Origin of the sequence: Asaia platycodi JCM 25414 (assembly GCF_000614545.1) — a bacterium.
Lineage (GTDB): Bacteria > Pseudomonadota > Alphaproteobacteria > Acetobacterales > Acetobacteraceae > Asaia > Asaia platycodi.
Window position 1 is genome coordinate 101,117 of sequence record NZ_BAKW01000003.1, and the last position, 16,889, is coordinate 118,005.

16 protein-coding genes, 1 tRNA gene and 4 pseudogenes are annotated in these 16,889 nt (G+C 60.0%); 4 read left to right on the forward strand and 17 right to left on the reverse strand.

Going from position 1 to position 16,889, the window contains the following annotated elements:
- The 6 genes and pseudogenes from hisS to JCM25414_RS03765 all read right to left on the reverse strand — a co-directional run bounded on the left by hisS (window position 1) and on the right by JCM25414_RS03765 (window position 6,341).
- Window positions 1–1,243, reverse strand: a pseudogene (hisS, locus tag JCM25414_RS16815) (histidine--tRNA ligase).
- A gap of 4 nt (window positions 1,244–1,247) precedes the next feature.
- Window positions 1,248–2,417, reverse strand: a complete 1,170-nt coding sequence (ispG, locus tag JCM25414_RS03750) for a flavodoxin-dependent (E)-4-hydroxy-3-methylbut-2-enyl-diphosphate synthase (protein ID WP_025840772.1) — start codon at window positions 2,415–2,417, stop codon at window positions 1,248–1,250.
- A gap of 243 nt (window positions 2,418–2,660) precedes the next feature.
- Window positions 2,661–3,773 carry a RodZ domain-containing protein gene (locus tag JCM25414_RS16820; RefSeq protein ID WP_369345998.1) on the reverse strand — a complete coding sequence of 371 codons (1,113 nt, stop codon included), beginning with the start codon at window positions 3,771–3,773 and terminating at the stop codon, window positions 2,661–2,663.
- Window positions 3,774–3,818: 45 nt separating this feature from the next.
- Window positions 3,819–3,966, reverse strand: a pseudogene (locus JCM25414_RS22830) (helix-turn-helix domain-containing protein); the annotation flags it as partial.
- A 48-nt stretch (window positions 3,967–4,014) separates the two neighbouring features.
- The gene (locus JCM25414_RS03760) at window positions 4,015–5,091 is read right to left on the reverse strand and encodes an NAD(P)H-dependent flavin oxidoreductase (RefSeq protein WP_025840773.1); all 1,077 of its coding nucleotides are present in this window, start codon (window positions 5,089–5,091) and stop codon (window positions 4,015–4,017) included.
- Between the two features lie 2 nt (window positions 5,092–5,093).
- Window positions 5,094–6,341: an aspartate kinase gene (locus JCM25414_RS03765; RefSeq protein ID WP_081775780.1), complete on the reverse strand. Its 1,248-nt coding sequence runs from the start codon at window positions 6,339–6,341 to the stop codon at window positions 5,094–5,096.
- 172 nt (window positions 6,342–6,513) lie between these two features.
- Between JCM25414_RS03765 and ubiG the strand changes: the two are divergent.
- Window positions 6,514–7,246, forward strand: a pseudogene (gene ubiG, locus JCM25414_RS16825) (bifunctional 2-polyprenyl-6-hydroxyphenol methylase/3-demethylubiquinol 3-O-methyltransferase UbiG).
- Window positions 7,247–7,371: 125 nt separating this feature from the next.
- On the opposite strand, the gene JCM25414_RS03775 reads toward ubiG, so the two are convergent.
- From JCM25414_RS03775 to JCM25414_RS03815, 9 genes are all read right to left on the reverse strand, one after another.
- Window positions 7,372–8,634 carry a lactonase family protein gene (locus JCM25414_RS03775; protein WP_025840775.1) on the reverse strand — a complete coding sequence of 421 codons (1,263 nt, stop codon included), beginning with the start codon at window positions 8,632–8,634 and terminating at the stop codon, window positions 7,372–7,374.
- 35 nt (window positions 8,635–8,669) lie between these two features.
- Entirely contained in the window at window positions 8,670–9,113 is a 444-nt protein-coding gene (locus JCM25414_RS03780; RefSeq protein ID WP_025840776.1) for a DUF2147 domain-containing protein, read from the reverse strand.
- 43 nt (window positions 9,114–9,156) lie between these two features.
- Window positions 9,157–9,582, reverse strand: coding sequence for a DUF1178 family protein (locus JCM25414_RS03785; RefSeq protein ID WP_025840777.1), 426 nt, complete (start codon window positions 9,580–9,582; stop codon window positions 9,157–9,159).
- Window positions 9,579–9,839: a glutaredoxin 3 gene (gene grxC / locus JCM25414_RS03790; protein ID WP_025840778.1), complete on the reverse strand. Its 261-nt coding sequence runs from the start codon at window positions 9,837–9,839 to the stop codon at window positions 9,579–9,581. Before grxC ends, JCM25414_RS03785 begins: the two co-directional genes overlap by 4 nt.
- 6 nt (window positions 9,840–9,845) lie before the next feature.
- Window positions 9,846–10,628 carry a ComF family protein gene (locus JCM25414_RS03795; RefSeq protein ID WP_025840779.1) on the reverse strand — a complete coding sequence of 261 codons (783 nt, stop codon included), beginning with the start codon at window positions 10,626–10,628 and terminating at the stop codon, window positions 9,846–9,848.
- Window positions 10,629–10,655: 27 nt separating this feature from the next.
- A complete protein-coding gene (locus JCM25414_RS22255) occupies window positions 10,656–10,832 on the reverse strand; it encodes a DUF3553 domain-containing protein (protein ID WP_081775781.1) in 177 nt (58 codons plus the stop codon).
- The gene (locus tag JCM25414_RS03805; RefSeq protein WP_051535670.1) at window positions 10,829–12,259 is read right to left on the reverse strand and encodes a phosphomannomutase/phosphoglucomutase; all 1,431 of its coding nucleotides are present in this window, start codon (window positions 12,257–12,259) and stop codon (window positions 10,829–10,831) included. The genes JCM25414_RS22255 and JCM25414_RS03805 overlap by 4 nt, the downstream gene beginning before the upstream one ends.
- Window positions 12,259–13,134, reverse strand: coding sequence for a UTP--glucose-1-phosphate uridylyltransferase GalU (galU, locus tag JCM25414_RS03810; protein ID WP_025840781.1), 876 nt, complete (start codon window positions 13,132–13,134; stop codon window positions 12,259–12,261). Before galU ends, JCM25414_RS03805 begins: the two co-directional genes overlap by 1 nt.
- Before the next feature lie 294 nt (window positions 13,135–13,428).
- Window positions 13,429–13,514, reverse strand: a tRNA-Leu gene (locus tag JCM25414_RS03815).
- 57 nt (window positions 13,515–13,571) lie between these two features.
- Between JCM25414_RS03815 and lipB the strand changes: the two genes are divergently transcribed.
- A complete protein-coding gene (gene lipB / locus JCM25414_RS03820; RefSeq protein ID WP_051535671.1) occupies window positions 13,572–14,336 on the forward strand; it encodes a lipoyl(octanoyl) transferase LipB in 765 nt (254 codons plus the stop codon).
- On the opposite strand, the gene JCM25414_RS22260 is transcribed toward lipB, so the two are convergent.
- Both JCM25414_RS22260 and JCM25414_RS03830 read right to left on the reverse strand, forming a co-directional pair.
- The gene (locus JCM25414_RS22260) at window positions 14,240–14,830 is read right to left on the reverse strand and encodes a LolA family protein (protein ID WP_081775782.1); all 591 of its coding nucleotides are present in this window, start codon (window positions 14,828–14,830) and stop codon (window positions 14,240–14,242) included. The genes lipB and JCM25414_RS22260 overlap by 97 nt on opposite strands.
- Window positions 14,827–15,114 carry a BolA family protein gene (locus JCM25414_RS03830; protein WP_025840784.1) on the reverse strand — a complete coding sequence of 96 codons (288 nt, stop codon included), beginning with the start codon at window positions 15,112–15,114 and terminating at the stop codon, window positions 14,827–14,829. The genes JCM25414_RS22260 and JCM25414_RS03830 overlap by 4 nt, the downstream gene beginning before the upstream one ends.
- Window positions 15,115–15,165: 51 nt before the next feature.
- Between JCM25414_RS03830 and JCM25414_RS03835 the strand changes: the two genes are divergently transcribed.
- Window positions 15,166–15,753, forward strand: coding sequence for a DnaJ domain-containing protein (locus tag JCM25414_RS03835; RefSeq protein WP_035442586.1), 588 nt, complete (start codon window positions 15,166–15,168; stop codon window positions 15,751–15,753).
- Window positions 15,754–15,865: 112 nt separating this feature from the next.
- Window positions 15,866–16,881 (forward strand): annotated as a pseudogene (locus tag JCM25414_RS16830) (AAA family ATPase).
- Window positions 16,882–16,889: the final 8 nt, after the last annotated feature.

Below are 16,889 nucleotides of genomic sequence, written 5' to 3' on the forward strand. Positions count from 1 at the left end.
TCAGACAGCTTTCAGGAAATGATCCGCCAGAGAATCGAGGGCAATTTCGATCTGCTCACGCTTGCCGAGATCGCGCACCGTCACGGCGTCGCGTGCCAACTCGTCTTCGCCAACCAGAACCATATGAGCCGCGCCCGATTTGACCACGCGCTCCATACGCTTCTTGAGCGACGAGCGTGTTTCAAGCTCGGCAGCGAAACCGGCCTGACGCAGCGCCTGAACTGCCGTGATAGAGGCAGGCAGGGTGGACTCGCCCGTGGGCAGAACGGCGATAGGCCGCGCCTGCTCAGGAGCACCGTCTATCAGCAGAGCCAGACGCTCGATACCACCGGCCCAGCCAATGGCGGGGGTTGCCGGGCCGCCCATCTGGCCACAAGCCCTTCATAGCGGCCACCAGCCAGAACCGTGCCCTGTGCACCAAGACGGTCGGTCACGAACTCGAAAGCTGTATGGCTGTAATAATCGAGACCGCGCACGATATGCGGATTCTCGACGAAGCCGACGCCGAACAGATCGAGCTTGCGACGCAGATCGTCCCAGAAATTCTGCGAAGCCTCGTTCAGATAGGCTCCAAACTTGGGAGCCTCGTCGAGCAATACCCGATCCTGCGCCGACTTACTGTCGAGAATACGCAATGGGTTGGCTTCAAGACGCGCACGGCTCTCTTCCGACAGCGCGTCGGCGTGAGACTGGAAATAGGCCACAAGCGCCTCGCGCCAGGCCTGACGGCTTTCCAGATCGCCAAGCGTATTGATCTCGAGCGTTACCGCCTCACCAAGACCCAGCGCCTCGAGAATGGCATGCGCCATAGCGATGGTTTCAGCATCCATCAGGCGTCCGTCGCACCCAGCAGCTCGGCGCCGATCTGATGGAACTGACGGAAGCGGCCCTTCTGCGGGCGCTCATAGCGGAACATCGGCCCGTTATAAAACACGCGTTGCGGCAGGGCCTGCGTCAGTCCATTCGTCACGAAAGCACGACAAATTGCCGCGGTACCCTCGGGACGCAGGGTCAGGCTGTCGCCGCCACGATCTTCAAACGTGTACATTTCCTTCGTCACGACGTCGGAAGTGTCACCGAGCGTGCGCGAAAAAACACGGGTGTCCTCGAAGATCGGAGTCGACCACTCCTCGTAGCCGTAACGCCGCGTGACCTCACGCGCCGTGTCGACAACATGGGCATGACGACGTGCGGTGTCGCCAATCAGATCATGCGTGCCACGAACCGGCTGAAGCTGGCTCATACGGTCAGACGCCTGCCGATGCGAGGGCAGCTTCGGCCTGCTGAGCCGCTTCCTGCTCGGCGAGATCGGCCTTCTCGGCCTCGATCTTCGCCACGCGCTCTTCGACCAGATCGATGATGTGTTCGATCATGTCCTGGCCTTCGTTCAGGCGATGGTCCTGCTTGCCCGCCGAATAGACCATGTGACGCCCGGCACCGCCGCCCGTGACGCCCAGATCGGTCATAAGCGCCTCACCGGGGCCATTCACGACGCAGCCGATGATCGACAACGTCAACGGCGTCTTGATGTGCTGCAGACGATCTTCAAGGGTCTGCACCGTCTCGACCACGTTGAAACCCTGACGCGCACAGGACGGGCAGGAAATGATCTTCACGCCGCGATGACGCAGGCCCAGCGACTTGAGAATATCCCAACCGACCAGCACTTCTTCTTCCGGAGGCGCCGAAAGCGAAACACGCATCGTGTCGCCCACGCCGGCCCAGAGCAAATTGCCCAGACCGATCGAGGACTTGACGGTACCTGCGCGCTTCGACCCGGCTTCGGTAATGCCGATATGCAGCGGGTGATCGCAGACTTCCGCGAGTTGCTGATAGGCCGCAACTGCCATGAAGACGTCGGACGCTTTCACACTGATCTTGAATTCATGGAAATCGTGATCCTGCAGGATCTTGGCGTGTTCGAGCGCGCTCTCGACCAAGGCGTCGGGATTGGGCTCGCCGTATTTTTCGAGCAGATGCTTTTCAAGCGAACCGGCATTCACACCGATACGGATCGAGCAGCCGTAATCGCGGGCCGCATTCACGACCTCGCGCACACGCTCCGCGCTGCCGATATTGCCCGGATTGATACGCAGACAAGCGGCCCCGGCCTTCGCTGCCTCGATGGCGCGCTTGTAGTGGAAATGGATGTCGGCGACGATTGGCACGTTCACTTCACGTACGATCTCAGCGAGAGCCGCTGTGCTCTCCTCGTCCGGGCAGGAAACGCGAACGATGTCCACACCTGCGATTTCCGAAAGGCGAATCTGCTCGATCGTCGCCTTGGCATCCGACGTCAGGGTGTTGGTCATGGTCTGGACAGAAATTGGCGCATCCCCGCCGACTGCCACCTTGCCAACATGAATCTGACGGGATTTGCGACGTTCGATATACTGGTAGGGGCGATATCCGCTCATAATCTCGTCTCCGTAACGGAAAACCAGAGCGTGCACTGCCCTGTTTTCCGGGGAAAGCGCCGGAACCCAGTCCCGTGTCGCTCACCCATGTCTGTGTCATGCTGGCCAGTGCACTCCGTTTGCGAAGCGCCCTGCCCGTCTCAATCAAACCCTGACTTACCGAAATAATCGGCATTCAGGGGCCGTAATCTTTTCCCAGGCCTGCGACCCCAGCCGAAGCTGATCTTCGACAGGAGCCAGGCTTTAGCGCGGCTGCGCCGTTTGTTCCAGTTGGCGCGCGTTCAGACGGTCGGTTTCCGACTCATGGGTCGCTGCCGTAATTCTTGGGGGCGCAGGCGCCTTTTTCAAGACCGGTGGCGCATTCTGGCCCGAGGGCGCCTCGCCGGTCAGAGCGGCGTTACTCGGAGCAACTGGAGCAACCGGATTGCCAGCCGCTCCCTCCTGACTGAGCTGACCGTTGCGGATCGCATCTGCGGTGACGACCAGACCGCGACGTACGGCGCCAACACGCCCGAGCGCCGATGTCGTCACGTCGCCCGCACTCAGCGTCAGACCTCCGGCATTGCCGAGTGTCATGCGATACGGTCCGGCATCTTCCGGCCCCTGCCAGGTTTCGCCCGATTTCAACACGCGGCTGAAAACGGTGGCCCCAGCTTTGTCCCTGATCGACACCCAGGCATCGGCGCCAGCATGCAACACGATCATATTCGCCGGAGCTGCCGGGGCGGCAGGTGCCGTCGCACCAGCCGAGGCGGTCTCAGTAGCGGGAGGCTGCGGCGCCGCTAACTGGCTGGACCCGGGCTCCGTAGACGCGGACTGAATCGAGCTGGGGGGAGCCGACTGGGTCGCGCCTGGCTGGGAAGTAAATGCTGACGGCAGAGGCGGCGACTGATCCGACTGCCCATTCTGCGTCGCAGCCGTGGTGGTGGCCGGTGCATTACCGGTCGGCGAGGCCGGCGTAACGCTCTGGCTTTGCGGAAGAGACGCCTGAGCGCTACTCGCCACCTGACTGGTCTGTGCCGTGGCAGGCGCGGCAGAAAGGGCATTTTGTGGCGACGGCGCCAGACCGCGATCGGGCATCACTGCGGCAATCTGCGGCGATGGCGTGCCATGCTGGGTGACGCCCGGCATGATCTCGGCCACGGGAGGCATCTGATGGGTGGGCGCCGGATCGGCACCGAAGAAATGATAATAGCCGATATAGGTACCGACCAGTACGGCGAGCCCAGCCCCAACCCAAAGCCCGACCGGCACACCACGTTCGGAAACAGGCTCCGGAAAGCTTAGATCGGGCTTGCGATCGAGTGCACCGCGCGCGTCCTGCCGGAAGCGGGACACAGCCTGATCGGGATCCATCCCGAGAGCCTGAGAATAGCTACGCAGGAAACCGAGCGCATAGGCACTGCCCGGAAAGACGCCCGTATCCCCCTCTTCGAGCACGCAGATAGCTCTCGCGAATGCGCAGCCAGCTTGCCACATCGGGCAAGGCCCAGCCCAGCTCTTCGCGTTTGGCGCGCAGATCGGCACCAAGCGCGTGCGCCGTCAGCACCTCCGCCCTGCCATCCCGGAATACGGTCTGTCGTCTGCTCTGGCATGATTACCCGATTGCGATCTCAGAGGTGTGAAGATGCCCGGTACGCGCTTCTCTTGCAACCAGCGCATCGACCGCCTGCTCGACCAGATCATGCAGGATCTCTGCCACCGGGCGCACGGCCTTAACCATACCGACAGACTGCCCGGCCATTACCGAACCCTCTTCTACATCGCCCTCGATCACCGCGCGACGGAGGGCACCGGCCCAGAAATGCTCGATTTCGAGCTGGGCGTCTTCCTTGCTCAACTCGCCAGAGGTAAATCGTGCCAGCGTCGCGGCCTGATGGGCCATGAAACGGCGCGTGCCCGCATTATTGAGGCCGCGCACCGGAATGACCGGGAAGCGTTCGTCGATCTGGTTCGAGGTGACGGCATCACGCGCCGCAGCCCGAACGAAAGCCTTCTTGAAAGCTTCGTGGGCAATGCTTTCGCTGCTGGCCGCAAAAAGCGTGCCGAGCTGCGCTCCTGCAGCCCCCTGCTCCAGAAAGCCGAGCACGGCGTCACCGCGCGCAAGACCACCCGCGACGAAAACCGGCACGTCATGGATATGGGGCAGGATTTCCTGCGCCAGAACGTTGAGCGAGACAGGGCCGACGTGACCGCCAGCTTCAGATCCCTCAATCACCAATGCCTCGATACCCTGCTTGACCAGACGCTTGCCGAGCGCCAGGGCCGGGGCGAAACCGACAGCGCGCGCGCCACCGTCACGCACCCGCTTGATGATCGCCCCGCTCGGCACACCGCCAGCCAGCACGATATGGCCAACGTTGTGCTCGAGACAGACATCGACAAGTTTTTCGAGCTCGGGATGCATGGTGATGAGGTTCACGCCGAAAGGCTTGTCTGTCAGAACCTGCGTCGCCGCAATTTCATCAGCCAGGCGATCGGGCATCATTGCGCCGCAGGCAATGACGCCGAACCCGCCGGCATTCGAGATCGCCGATACGAGATTGCGCTCGCTCACCCATGACATGGCGCCGCCAAGAATGGCGGTCGGCGTGCCCAGAAATTCGCGGCCCGGCGCCCAAAGGCGGTCGAGGGTTACTCGTGCGTTCTGCCGGGCTTGATCGATGTCGGTCATGCTCATTCCCCGTCCAGACCATAAGCCGTGTGCAGCGCGCGCATGGCAAGTTCCATATATTCCGCGTCGATCAGCACAGAGATCTTGATCTCGCTGGTCGAGATGACCTGAACATTGATCCCGCGCTCGGCAAGCGTCTGGAACATCGTGCTGGCCATCCCCGAATGGGAGCGCATGCCGATGCCCACAACGCTGATCTTAACCACGTCATTCGCAGTGTGGATCTCGCCATACTGGATATCGCCACGGGCGGCTTCGAGGGCGGCAAGCGCACGGGCCTGATCGCCCTTGGGCACGGTGAAGGTCATGTTAGTCGAACCATCCGAGCCGACGCTCTGGACGATCATGTCCACATTGACGCGCGCCGCAGTCAGCGGGCTGAAAATGGCGGCAGCAATACCCGGACGGTCCGGGATACGGCTGACCGAGATCTTTGCCTCATCCAGAGAATAGGCGATCCCCGTGACCAGTTCCTTTTCCATCATCTCGTCCTCATCCACCACCAGCGACCCGGAGAGTTCAGTCTCGGGCTCGAAACTCGACAAAACGCGTACGCGCACTTTTTCTTTCATCGCCAACCCGACCGATCGGGTCTGGAGTACCTTCGCCCCGACCGAAGCCAGCTCAAGCATCTCCTCGAAGGTAATACGATCCAGCTTCCTGGCTTTTTTCACGATACGCGGGTCGGTGGTGTAGATGCCATCGACATCGGTATAGATATCGCACCGATCGGCCTTGATCGCGGCAGCCACAGCCACAGCAGAGGTATCCGATCCGCCGCGCCCCAGCGTGCTGATGCGCTCGCCCGGCGCCACACCCTGAAAACCGGCAATCACCGGCACCTCGCCCCGCTCCATGCAGGCAATCAGAGCCGCCCCCTCGACATCGCCGATGCGGGCCTTGCCATGAGCATCATCCGTGCGAAAGGGGATCTGCCAGCCCTGCCATGAGCGCGACGGCACGCCCAGAGTCTGAAGCGCGATAGCCGTCAGTCCGCTCGTCACCTGCTCGCCACTGGCCACGACGGCATCGTATTCACGCGCATCCGCCATGGGATCGAGTGCTTGCACATACCCCACCATCTGATTGGTCACACCGGCCATGGCCGAAACGACCACGGCAACCTGATGCCCCTTGTCGCGCTCAATACGCACACGCGCTGCAACAGCGCGTATGCGGTCCAGATCGGCCACTGAGGTTCCACCGAACTTCATGACGATCCGGGTTGGACGCTGGTCTGATGACGTCATAATGGTGCACCTGGCTCCGTACGTAGCAGAAAGCGGTCAATCACAGAGCGCCGGGATCGGATTTTCCAGCCTGCGATGTTGCGCAAGGAAAGGCCGGTCACATACTAAGTCCGGATCGCGCCGTCCAGATACTCTGGTAAAACGGCATCATTTCTGTCTTTTTGGAACCACAATGCCAGATCACGCAGCCTCTTCCGTCTCCGATCGCGAGATTGCCCATTTCGACCAGCTGGCCGCGACCTGGTGGGACCCCAAAGGCCGATGAAGCCATTGCATGACATGAACCCCATGCGTACCGAATGGGTCAACGCCCATTTCAAGCGCCTTCAGGCCTTGAGAGGCGGGGCGCTCTCGGTCCTCGATATCGGCTGCGGCGCGGGGCTGGCCAGCGAGGCCTTCGCCCGAATGGGTCATGAAGTGCTTGGCCTTGATGCCTCTCCAGAGGGAATCCGCGCTGCCGAGGCCCATCTCGCCGCCAGCCCGCTCTCTGAGGGGGCGGGTGGCCTGACCTATCGTAAAAGCAGTGCGGAAGAACTGGTACGCGAGGGGCAGAGCTTCGACGCCATTTCGGCGCTCGAAGTCATCGAACACGTCAACGACCCGCAGGAATTTCTGGCACTGCTGCGTTCGCTCACCAAGCCCGGCGGCTGATTGCTGTCTCGACGCTCAATCGCACATTGCGCTCGCTCGCCGTGGCAAAAATAGGCGCCGAATATATCGCGCGCCTCCTGCCCGTCGGCACGCATGACTGGCAAAAATTCATCAAGCCGGACGAATTGCATCAGATGGGCCGTGAAGTCGGCCTGCGTATGATCGATGTTGCAGGGATGAGCTACCGCCCTATGCACTGGCGCATCACACGCGACACAAGCATAAATTACATCACGATGTTCGTTCGCGACTGAGAGCTACGCTGCTCGTGAACAGGGACGGTCTGCACAAAGACCATCCCCTTGCGCGCCCATCCCCGAATGATGGCCGCGTCGAGCAAAAGCGGGCGCGAACCCGCCTTTGCTCTTCAAGACTTGCTTCAGACTTCCGTATCCATGAACGCGAACGTCGTCGGGCTGCCGACCGGGGTAAAGTTTTCGGTAAAACCGAGCTGACCGCTGGCCTTGTCGACGCGGAAGGAGGTCACGGCATCGCTGCGCTGATTGGCACAGAACAGGAAATTGCCAGAAGGATCGAACATCATGGCTCGGCCGTAATCGGCATGCATCCAGGCTTCATCCTGCAGGGTCAGCGTGCCGTCTTCACCAACCTTGAACACCGCGAGCGAATCACCAAGGCGGTTCGAGGCGTAGACAAAGCGGTCATCGGCCGAAATCAGAATTTCAGCCGCGAGTGTGCTGCCGCGGAAATGCGACGTGACCGTGCTGACCGATTGAAGATTGTTGATGGCGCCGGTCTGCGGGTCGAAGGCACTGACGACGATCTTCGAATCCTGCTCGCAGAGATTATACATCAGCTTGCCGGAGCGGTTGAACTGGAAGTGACGCGGCGCGCTGCCCGGCGTCATGTCGTAATAAGGCACCTTGGCAGGAACCAGCTTACCCGTCTGGAGATTCAGCGTCCAGACATAGACACGATCAAGACCGGCATCGTCGGCAATGACGTATTTGCCGCTCGGATCGCTCTGGATCATGTGCGGGTGCGACCCCGAATGATCGGAGACCGCGAAATTACCCTGAGGGTTATCAGCAGCGCGCTCTGGCTGACGAGGACCGGTGTTATGCACCACGTCTGTGGCCGGACCGAGAGAACCGTCAGGGCGGATCGGCAATACGCCAACGGAACCGCCCATGTAGTTGGCGACCAGCACGTAACGGCCTGAATGGTGTACGCTCAGATGTGCCGGAACTGCACCGCCCGAACTGACGGAGTTGAGCTTCTTGAGCGAGCCGGTCTTGCGATCGACGGCAAAAGCCGTGACCGAGCCATCACCATCCTTATTGAAATCATCGATCTCGCTGAGCGCATAAAGAAAGCGCTTGTCATGCGAGAGCGTGATGAAAGACGGGCTGGCAATATCGGTGAAGGTCGTGACCGGTGTCAAAACGCCGCTTTCACGATCCATCTCGAAAACGGCAATCCCTTCGCCGTTACCGGCGCCACCCGCAGGCGCATGCTTGGTATAGCCCCCGACGAAACAGATCGTCTTGGAAACCGGCTTGGGCGGCGGCGGCGGCGCGGCCGGTGTCTTGTCAGTCGCGTCCTGCGCCTGCGCGGTGGCGCATCCTAGCAGGCCAAGGGTACCCAACGCGAAGCTGCGGCGGGAAAGGGTCGTCTTCATGGTCTGATCTCAAGCTCCTCGGGTGGCGTTCCGGCTCAGGGCAATTTGCACTCGGGTCCGATCGTACCTCGATAACGGGTCCAGGTCTGCGTCTTGCCGAAAAGGGGAATTCCAAGAATGAAACCGCGCAGCTTCAGCACCTCAGCAGACTCGGCATGGATACGGGCATCATAGGTACGCCCTGTCTCCGGGTCGAGAATATGCCCCCGCCACACGTTTTCGTCCTTGCTTAGTCGGAAATCGGTCAGCATGACCAGCCCACATTGTGAACGTCCCCACACATCCTTGGGAACAGGGCCGTCATACTGCATGCCGATCAGCCTTCCGCAGAGCGTATCGCCGCAGTGACCGATCTGAAACACGCCATCGTGATCCTGTGCCAGCCAAAGCCCTTCTTCAGGCGCAGGCGGGTTGCCGGCAGTCTGAGCCACAGCGTGCGCCGCCCCAAGAAGAGCGAGAAGCGGAACGAGCCTTGCCATATGGGCTGCACCTGCAAGCAGGGCACGTGCGCTCGACAGACCCTTACGACTCCGAGCGGTCGATCCAGGGAACCGGGGTAAAATCGACGCCTTCATCTTCGAGCCTTTCCCTTTCGGAGTCGCTCATCGTGCCATAGATGCCACGCTCGGACCGGCGCTCCGCGTCGTCACGCGCATCATGACGCTTCAACGCTTCTTCGGCAAATCGGTCGCCAACGTTGTCGCAGCGTGACTCGACCTCTTTCCTGATGGCACGCAACACGATCCGAATCTGATCGGCCGGGGCGATCGGAGCAGGCTCGGCAGAACGCGCCAGAGCCGGTGCCATGAGACTTTTCTCGACCGCGCTTACACCGCATTGGGGACACAGCACCAGACCACGCGCCTTTTGCGTATCGAAGGATTCCGCGTTGGGGAACCAGCCTTCGAACTCATGCCCGAGCGTGCAATGCAGTCTATAACAAATCATTTCTTACCGAGAATCGCATCGAGCTGGCCGCTGGCATCGAGCTGCATCAGATCGGTGCAGCCTCCGAGAGCCTGGTCGCCCACGAAAATCTGCGGCACGGTGCGCACTCCTCCCGAGCGACGAATGGCATCCTGACGCTCAGTGGTGCCGTGCGGCGCGTCGATCTCTTCAAATACGACGTTTTTGGATACCAGGATCTGCACGGCGCGCACACAATAGGGGCAACCCGGCTGGGTATAGATCTCGATTTTCTGCACGATTGGTTAAATCCTTGACTGCCATTTAGCGTGAAGCTTGTCGGGCTCATCGGCCAGTTTGACCGTACGCGCCGCCACCAGAAGATCCACACGCCTCGCCCCCGCCTGTCGGAGATGCCTTGCGCAGATGGAGGTGGTCGCCCCTGTGGTCAAGATATCGTCGATCAGAACGATATGCTGGTCGGCCAGAAGGTCACGTTTCGTGGCTGCCACCCTGAACGCATTTTCAAGCGCCTTTGCGCGCTGGTCATGAAACAGGCTGGCAAGAGTTTGCGTCGCGCGGTGGCGGATCAGAGCATCAGGAAGAACGCGCGGGCCAGGCTGCAAGCGCGCGATATGCCGTGCAAGAAGCGCCGCCTGATTATACTGACGGTGCCACAAGCGACGCCGGTGCAGTGGCACCGGAACAAGGTAATCAGCGCCGTCCAGAATCCGACTGCCCGCAGCCACCATGCCGCGCGCAAGGAAAGCGCCGCTCTCCAGCCGATCGCCGTATTTGAATTGCAGGATCAGTCGCCGCGCCGTGTCCTCATAGAGCCACGCCGCCTGCGCTTCATCCCAGCAATATGCGGGGTGGGCACATTTCGCGCAGCAGCCATTGGTATCAAGATACGCCTCCGATGCCACAGGCAGAGCACAATGGCGACATGACACGACGACCGGGTGCAGCTTCTGAAAACAGGCAAGACAAACCAAACCGGCCTGAGCGGTTTCGCTCCCGCAGGAAAGGCAGGTGGGGGGAAAAAGGAGATCGAGCCCCGTACTGGTGAGAAAACGCAGTGCCCTCACCTTGCCCTCACCTTGCCCTCGGCCTTCTCACTCGATCACGATCAGATCGATCAGCCGCGCATTGACGAGAACCTTGCCCCTGTTCTCGAAGTTGATCGTCACGCGGTGCTCTGTGACACTCTGAATTTGCCCGACGCCCCAATCGGGGCAGTCAGGATGCGTCACGAGCTGGCCTGGCTCGTAAAAACTGAGTTCCGACCTCACCGCCCTGCCTCGCCAGGGACAAGAGGAAACCCTTCGATTGCCGGGAGCGAAACCCCTTCGTCCCGAAGCAGGGCTGCAATACGAACAATCATGTCATGACAGGCAAAATGATCACAGCCTTCGACACGCGCCACAAGCGCTGGCTGGGTGTTCGATGCCCTGAGTAACCACCAGCCCTTACCCTCCTTCACACGCAACCCGTCCGTCAGCACGAGGTCATCCCCAGCCGCACGGCAACGTGCGATGATCCGCTCGATCACCCCAAACTTGATATTGTCGTCACAATCGAACCGAATTTCCGGCGTCGACACCTGTTGGGGAAGAGAATCACAGAGAGCAGACAGGGGTTCTCCCTGCCCGGCCAGAAGGTCGATCAGGCGGATTGCCGCATAGAGCCCATCGTCAAATCCCGGCCAGAGATCGGCAAAGAAGAAATGCCCCGACATTTCACCCGCAAAAGCCGCGTCGGTTTCGTGCATCTCCGATTTGACCTCGGAATGACCACTAGGACACATCGCGACACGTCCGCCTGCGGCCACCACGCCATCAAAGAATACCTGCGACATTTTGACGTCGCCCAAAATCATCGCGCCGGGCCGCTCCATGAGAATAGCTTGTGCGAAAAGCAGACACAGACGGTCTGACGGGATAAGAGCGCCCGTCTCATCCACCGCCCCAAGGCGATCTGCATCGCCATCGAAGGCGACACCGAGATCGGCGGCATGATCGCGCACGGCGCGTTGAAGCTGCACCATGTTTTCGGGAAGGGTAGGGTCGGGATGATGCGCAGGAAAAAGCCCGTCAACCGTTCCATTCAGCACGATATGCTCGCCGGGTAACCGCGGAAGGAGCCGACCGAGCGCATGAGACGCCGAGGAATGGCTGTTATCCCAAACGATACGCAATTTGCGCGCTCGATGGCGAAGCCCGTCCGCAAGCGCCATTTCATAGCGCCCCTCGGCGGAGTAACCCGACTCCCGACCGATCTGCCCGCCCAGTCGCACACCATCACGCAGGTTTTGCGCAATCCCACGAAGGGCTGCACCGAAAAAAGGCTGATTATCAAGAAGAATTTTGAAGCCATTATACCCGACAGGGTTGTGGCTTCCCGTCACCATAATGGCGCCTGCCGTCTGCTCACGAAAAGACGCGAAATAGAGCTCTGGCGTCGCGCAACATCTCAGACGCCTCACGCTCACGCCCCCTGAGACGAGTCCCTCGACCAGAGCCCATTCGAGTCCGGGAGAGCTGTCACGTCCATCATGCCCGACGATGACATCATTCAGGCCCTGCTGGCGCAGCACAGACGCAAAAACGACGCCCAGAGCCTGAGCGTCGTTTTCAAAAAGCGTTTTACCAACCACCCCGCGGATATCATATTCCCGCAGTATGGAAGGATGGAACTCATGTCGAAACAGAGTGTCCATCAGGCATTGGCATATTTCTTGATGAACCCACGCATCGCTTCGCGCAGATCGGGGCGCTCGAGCGCAAAGGCAATCTGGGCTTCGAGATACCCGGCCTTGTCGCCGCAATCGTAACGAATACCATCGTAACGCAGACCGTGGAACGGCGCATGACCGATCATCTTGGCCATGGCATCCGTAAGCTGGACCTCGCCACCGGCACCACGTTCCAGCTTGGATAGATGGGTCATGATCTCGGGCAGCAGCACATAGCGACCGATGATCGAAAGATTGGAGGGCGCGTCTTCCGGGTTTGGCTTTTCAACCAGCCCCTTCACTTCAACCAGCTTGCCGTCATCCTTGCCAACATCGAGGATACCGTAACGGTTCGTGTGCTCTTTAGGCACTTCGGAAACGGCTACGACATTGCCACCGGTCTGGTTGTAAACCTCGACCAGCTGCGCGACGCAGCCCTTCTCACCCTGCACGATATCGTCTGGAAGAAGGATCGCGAAAGGATCGTCACCGATGAATGAGCGCGCGCACCAGATCGCATGACCAAGGCCAAGCGGTTCCTGCTGACGAACGGCCGCGAGGGAGCCTGCCTCGATGGAACTTGGCTGAAGCGTTTCGAGCAGCGCGTTCTTGCCACGCTCCCTGAGCGTGGTTTCGAGCTCGAATGCCACGTCGAAATAGTCGATCAGGCTATCCTTACCGCGGCCGGTAATCAGACAGAACTGATCGATGCCCGCCTTACGTGCCTCGTCAATCGCATACTGGATGAGAGGGCGGTCCACGACCGGCAGCATCTCTTTCGGCATGGCCTTGGTGGCAGGGAGAAAGCGCGTTCCCATACCAGCAACGGGGAGTACAGCTTTTCTGAGCGGCTTGATCACGTTTTCCGACCTTTAGATCTCTGTAGAGTGTGCAGCGAAGTCCAGAGCGTTCTGTTCGAAGCTAGAGCCACGGACCATACTGACAGATTGCACGATGATTGCTTCTTAACCAGCATCTGGACAGCAAACTTCGGCAAAGTGATGGCACGTGCAAACATTTCACAAAACGTCACGGCTCACAAAACGTCACGGCTAGAAAAGCCATAATACCTTGAGAAGTTCGCTTGCATTAACTTAATTTTTGGGATTTTTTTGGTGGACTGGCACCCCCCTTAGGGGGTGCTTCCAGTTCCTTGGTGCGGTCGAGAAGACTCGAACTTCCACGGGGTTGCCCCCACAAGCACCTCAAGCTTGCGCGTCTACCATTCCGCCACGACCGCATCGTGACAAGCGGCCCGCTCTGGGCGATACCGCTCGTGTGAAGGGGGCTATAGCCGATGACTGATGAGCAGGCAATCGCCGAAAAGGCGATTTTCGACAAAATATCCTGGAAAAGGGAAAAAGATCTGATTCCCTATGAGATGGCGTTCAAGACGATGCAGGAGCGTGCTGCGGCCATAAGATCTGGCGAGGCAGAAGAACGTCTGTGGTTTTTGGAACATCCACGCCTCTACACGGCAGGCACCTCGGCAAAACCAGCCGATCTGCTCAACCCGGACCAGCTACCTACCTATGATGCAGGGCGCGGCGGCCAGTGGACCTATCATGGGCCGGGCCAGAGAATCGTCTATGTGATGCTCGATCTGCAACGCAGTCACGGCCCGACCCCCGGCGCGCGATCTGCGCGCTTCGTGCAAAGCCTGGAGAGATGGGTGATCGCCAGCCTGGCTCAGCTTGGCATCAAGGGACGCACCGAATGCGGACGAATCGGTGTGTGGGTCAACGACCCGCTTTCGGGGCTGGAGACCAAGATCGCCGCCATCGGCATCAGGGTAAGCCGCTGGGTCTCCTGGCACGGGATCTCGATCAATTTCGACCCGCGCCTGAGCGACTTCGATGGCATCATTCCCTGCGGCCTCAGGGAATTCGGTGTAACCAGTGTGACACGCTTTGACCCAACCCTCACGATGGGCGATCTGGACACAGCACTTCTCGCCACCTGGCCTCAATTCTTCGCGGCGGCTCCGGTCTCGGTCACGTCAGAGAGCGACAGGACAATTCGGTTTCCTCGCGCATCGACGCCATCGAGCCTGGAAAGCTGAAGCCGACCTTCAGCCTCGATCAGTTGCAGGGTCAACAGACCCTGTGACGGATTATCGGCTTCCGCGAGTGAAATCTGCGCCGCCCCGGTCGTGGTGCGTATGTCCGTAACTCTTATGGCGCCTGCAAAACGTACTGGCACATGCAGCAGAAGTCCCAGCGGGTTACGCGCCAGACTGACTCTGGTCACTGCCCCCGTCTGGGAATCGTCGACCACCAGATGCGTGCCGGAAGCCCGGAGCGTCATGGCATGCGGAGACACATAATCCAGAGCAAGGGTACCGGGACGATAGGAGAAATGCCCTGCACCGCCATTCTGCCCTGGCCCGACCTGAACGAAATGCCCTTCGAGCGTTAACGGGCGGTTGAGCGCCGCCTCGACACGATGCGCCTCATACTGCTGCTGGGCGGAGAGTCCCTCCATGCCGTTCACGGCACAGCCCGCGAGCACGCCCGCAAGCGTCAGGCCCGAGAGCAGGCGCGTTGCGACCCTCATCGTTCACCCGGTGCCGACAGGGTAAGGGAAAGTGCATGTAGCCCGGAGGCGAATTCCGGCTTGAGCAGCTCGTTCACCAACCTGTGACGCGCCACGCGATTAACGCCCCCGAAGCGATCGCTCACGATTGTCATGGTGAAATGGGTCTCGTCACCTTCAACCCCGTTACGCCCGGCATGATGGGCGTGACGCTTGCTGTCGTCTCGTATTGTCATCTCGACAGGCTGCAATGCAGCATCGAGGATGGCTTGCATGCGTGCTGCACGTTCCTTGAGGTCACTCATGAACACTCCCTTCTTGCATCGGCGTCTCTAACAACGCACATAAACCCGATCATGCAGCGCAAATCTACCAAACACAGGGCATTTGACCCTGATCCCGATGCACCGGAGCGCTATTGCGACATGCCCGGCTGCACCGAGCATGCGGGATATCGTGCGCCAAAGGACCGCACGCAACTACGGCAATATTTCTGGTTCTGTCTGGACCATGTCCGTCAATACAACGCTCGCTGGGATTTCTACAAAGGTATGACGCCCGGTCAGATCGAGTCCCAGCTCAGGGCCGATATTTCCTGGCAGCGCCCGTCATGGAAACTGGGCACACGAGGCGGGCAGCATTTCGATGAGGAAGAGGTTCTCGACCCGCTCGATATCCTCTCATCGACCCGCGCCAGACGGGCCCAGGCCGCCAAACAGCGCCACCAGCAGGCCCGTGATGCTGCCCCACCGGCACTGCGCGAACATCTTCGCGCCCTCGCACTCGACTGGCCGGTGACAGTAGAAGCGCTCAAACAGCGCTACAAGGAACTGGCCCGCAAGCATCACCCCGACGCCAATGCGGGAGATCCTGCCGCCGAAGACCGTTTCAAGACGGTCAGCGTCGCCTATAGTGCGATTCGCGCACATCTGGTCAGTCTCTAGACCGGTTTATTGCGCTTTTCCCTCTGGCCATCGGGGGAAACATGACCATATCCTCGACCAGAACCTGACAAGACAGACTGTCGCAAGACAGAGTGAAAGACGGATTGAACCCATGAGCGATCTCGCCTCCATCGACGCACCGGAAACGGTTGTCACCGCTGAACAGAACGCGGTGCCCACCCATGTACTTGGCGCGCCCGATCGGATCGTCTCCGCCCGTGACGTTTTCGGAATCGATTGCGATATGGAGGTGCCTGCCTTCTCTATCCGCACCGAGCATGTGCCCGATATCGACCCCAGCTATCAGTTCGACTGCGACACCACGCGCGCTATTCTGGCAGGCTTTGCCAATAATCGTCGCGTCATGGTGCAGGGCTTTCATGGCACCGGCAAATCGTCTCATATCGAACAGATCGCGGCCCGGCTGAACTGGCCGACGGTTCGTATCAATCTCGACAGCCATATTTCGCGTATCGATCTGATCGGCAAGGACGCTATCGTTTTGCGTGACGGCAAGCAGATCACGGAGTTCCGCGAAGGTCTGCTGCCTGGTGCCTGCAACACCCTGTCGCTCTGATTTTCGACGAATACGATGCCGGTCGCCCCGATGTGATGTTCGTCATCCAGCGCGTGCTCGAGGCAGAGGGTCACCTGACCCTTCTCGACCAGAACCGCGTTATCCGCCCCCATTCCGGCTTCCGCCTTTTCGCCACAGCCAACACAGTCGGACTTGGCGACACGACCGGGCTTTATCATGGCACGCAGCAGATCAATCAGGGCCAGATGGACCGCTGGAACATCGTGGCCTCGCTCAACTACCTGCCGCTCGATCAGGAAGTCGGTATTGTGCGCGCCAAGCTCGGTCTGGGTGACGAGCCTGCCATTACCAAGCGCCTCGAAAGCATGGTCGCGCTTGCCAATCTGACCCGCGCCGGGTTCATGGCGGGGGATATCTCGACAGTCATGTCGCCACGCGCTGTCATCACTTGGGCCGAGAACGAGCGTATCTTTGGCGATCTGGCTTTCGCGTTCCGTCTCACTTTCCTGAACAAATGTGATGAGGCCGAGCGAGGGATCGTTGCTGAATATTATCAGCGTTGCTTCAACCAGTCCCCACTGAATACCTGAAGGGGCCG

Coding starts and splice junctions, on each gene's coding strand:
- ispG (WP_025840772.1), bottom strand. CDS start 2,417: ATGAGCGGATATCGCCCCTACCAGTATATCGAACGTCGCAAATCCCGT.
- JCM25414_RS16820 (WP_369345998.1), bottom strand. CDS start 3,773: ATGGATCCCGATCAGGCTGTGTCCCGCTTCCGGCAGGACGCGCGCGGT.
- JCM25414_RS03760 (WP_025840773.1), bottom strand. CDS start 5,091: ATGACCGACATCGATCAAGCCCGGCAGAACGCACGAGTAACCCTCGAC.
- JCM25414_RS03765 (WP_081775780.1), bottom strand. CDS start 6,341: ATGACGTCATCAGACCAGCGTCCAACCCGGATCGTCATGAAGTTCGGT.
- JCM25414_RS03775 (WP_025840775.1), bottom strand. CDS start 8,634: ATGAAGACGACCCTTTCCCGCCGCAGCTTCGCGTTGGGTACCCTTGGC.
- JCM25414_RS03780 (WP_025840776.1), bottom strand. CDS start 9,113: ATGGCAAGGCTCGTTCCGCTTCTCGCTCTTCTTGGGGCGGCGCACGCT.
- JCM25414_RS03785 (WP_025840777.1), bottom strand. CDS start 9,582: ATGATTTGTTATAGACTGCATTGCACGCTCGGGCATGAGTTCGAAGGC.
- JCM25414_RS03805 (WP_051535670.1), bottom strand. CDS start 12,259: ATGGACACTCTGTTTCGACATGAGTTCCATCCTTCCATACTGCGGGAA.
- lipB (WP_051535671.1), top strand. CDS start 13,572: ATGACTGATGAGCAGGCAATCGCCGAAAAGGCGATTTTCGACAAAATA.
- JCM25414_RS22260 (WP_081775782.1), bottom strand. CDS start 14,830: ATGAGGGTCGCAACGCGCCTGCTCTCGGGCCTGACGCTTGCGGGCGTG.
- JCM25414_RS03830 (WP_025840784.1), bottom strand. CDS start 15,114: ATGAGTGACCTCAAGGAACGTGCAGCACGCATGCAAGCCATCCTCGAT.
- JCM25414_RS03835 (WP_035442586.1), top strand. CDS start 15,166: ATGCAGCGCAAATCTACCAAACACAGGGCATTTGACCCTGATCCCGAT.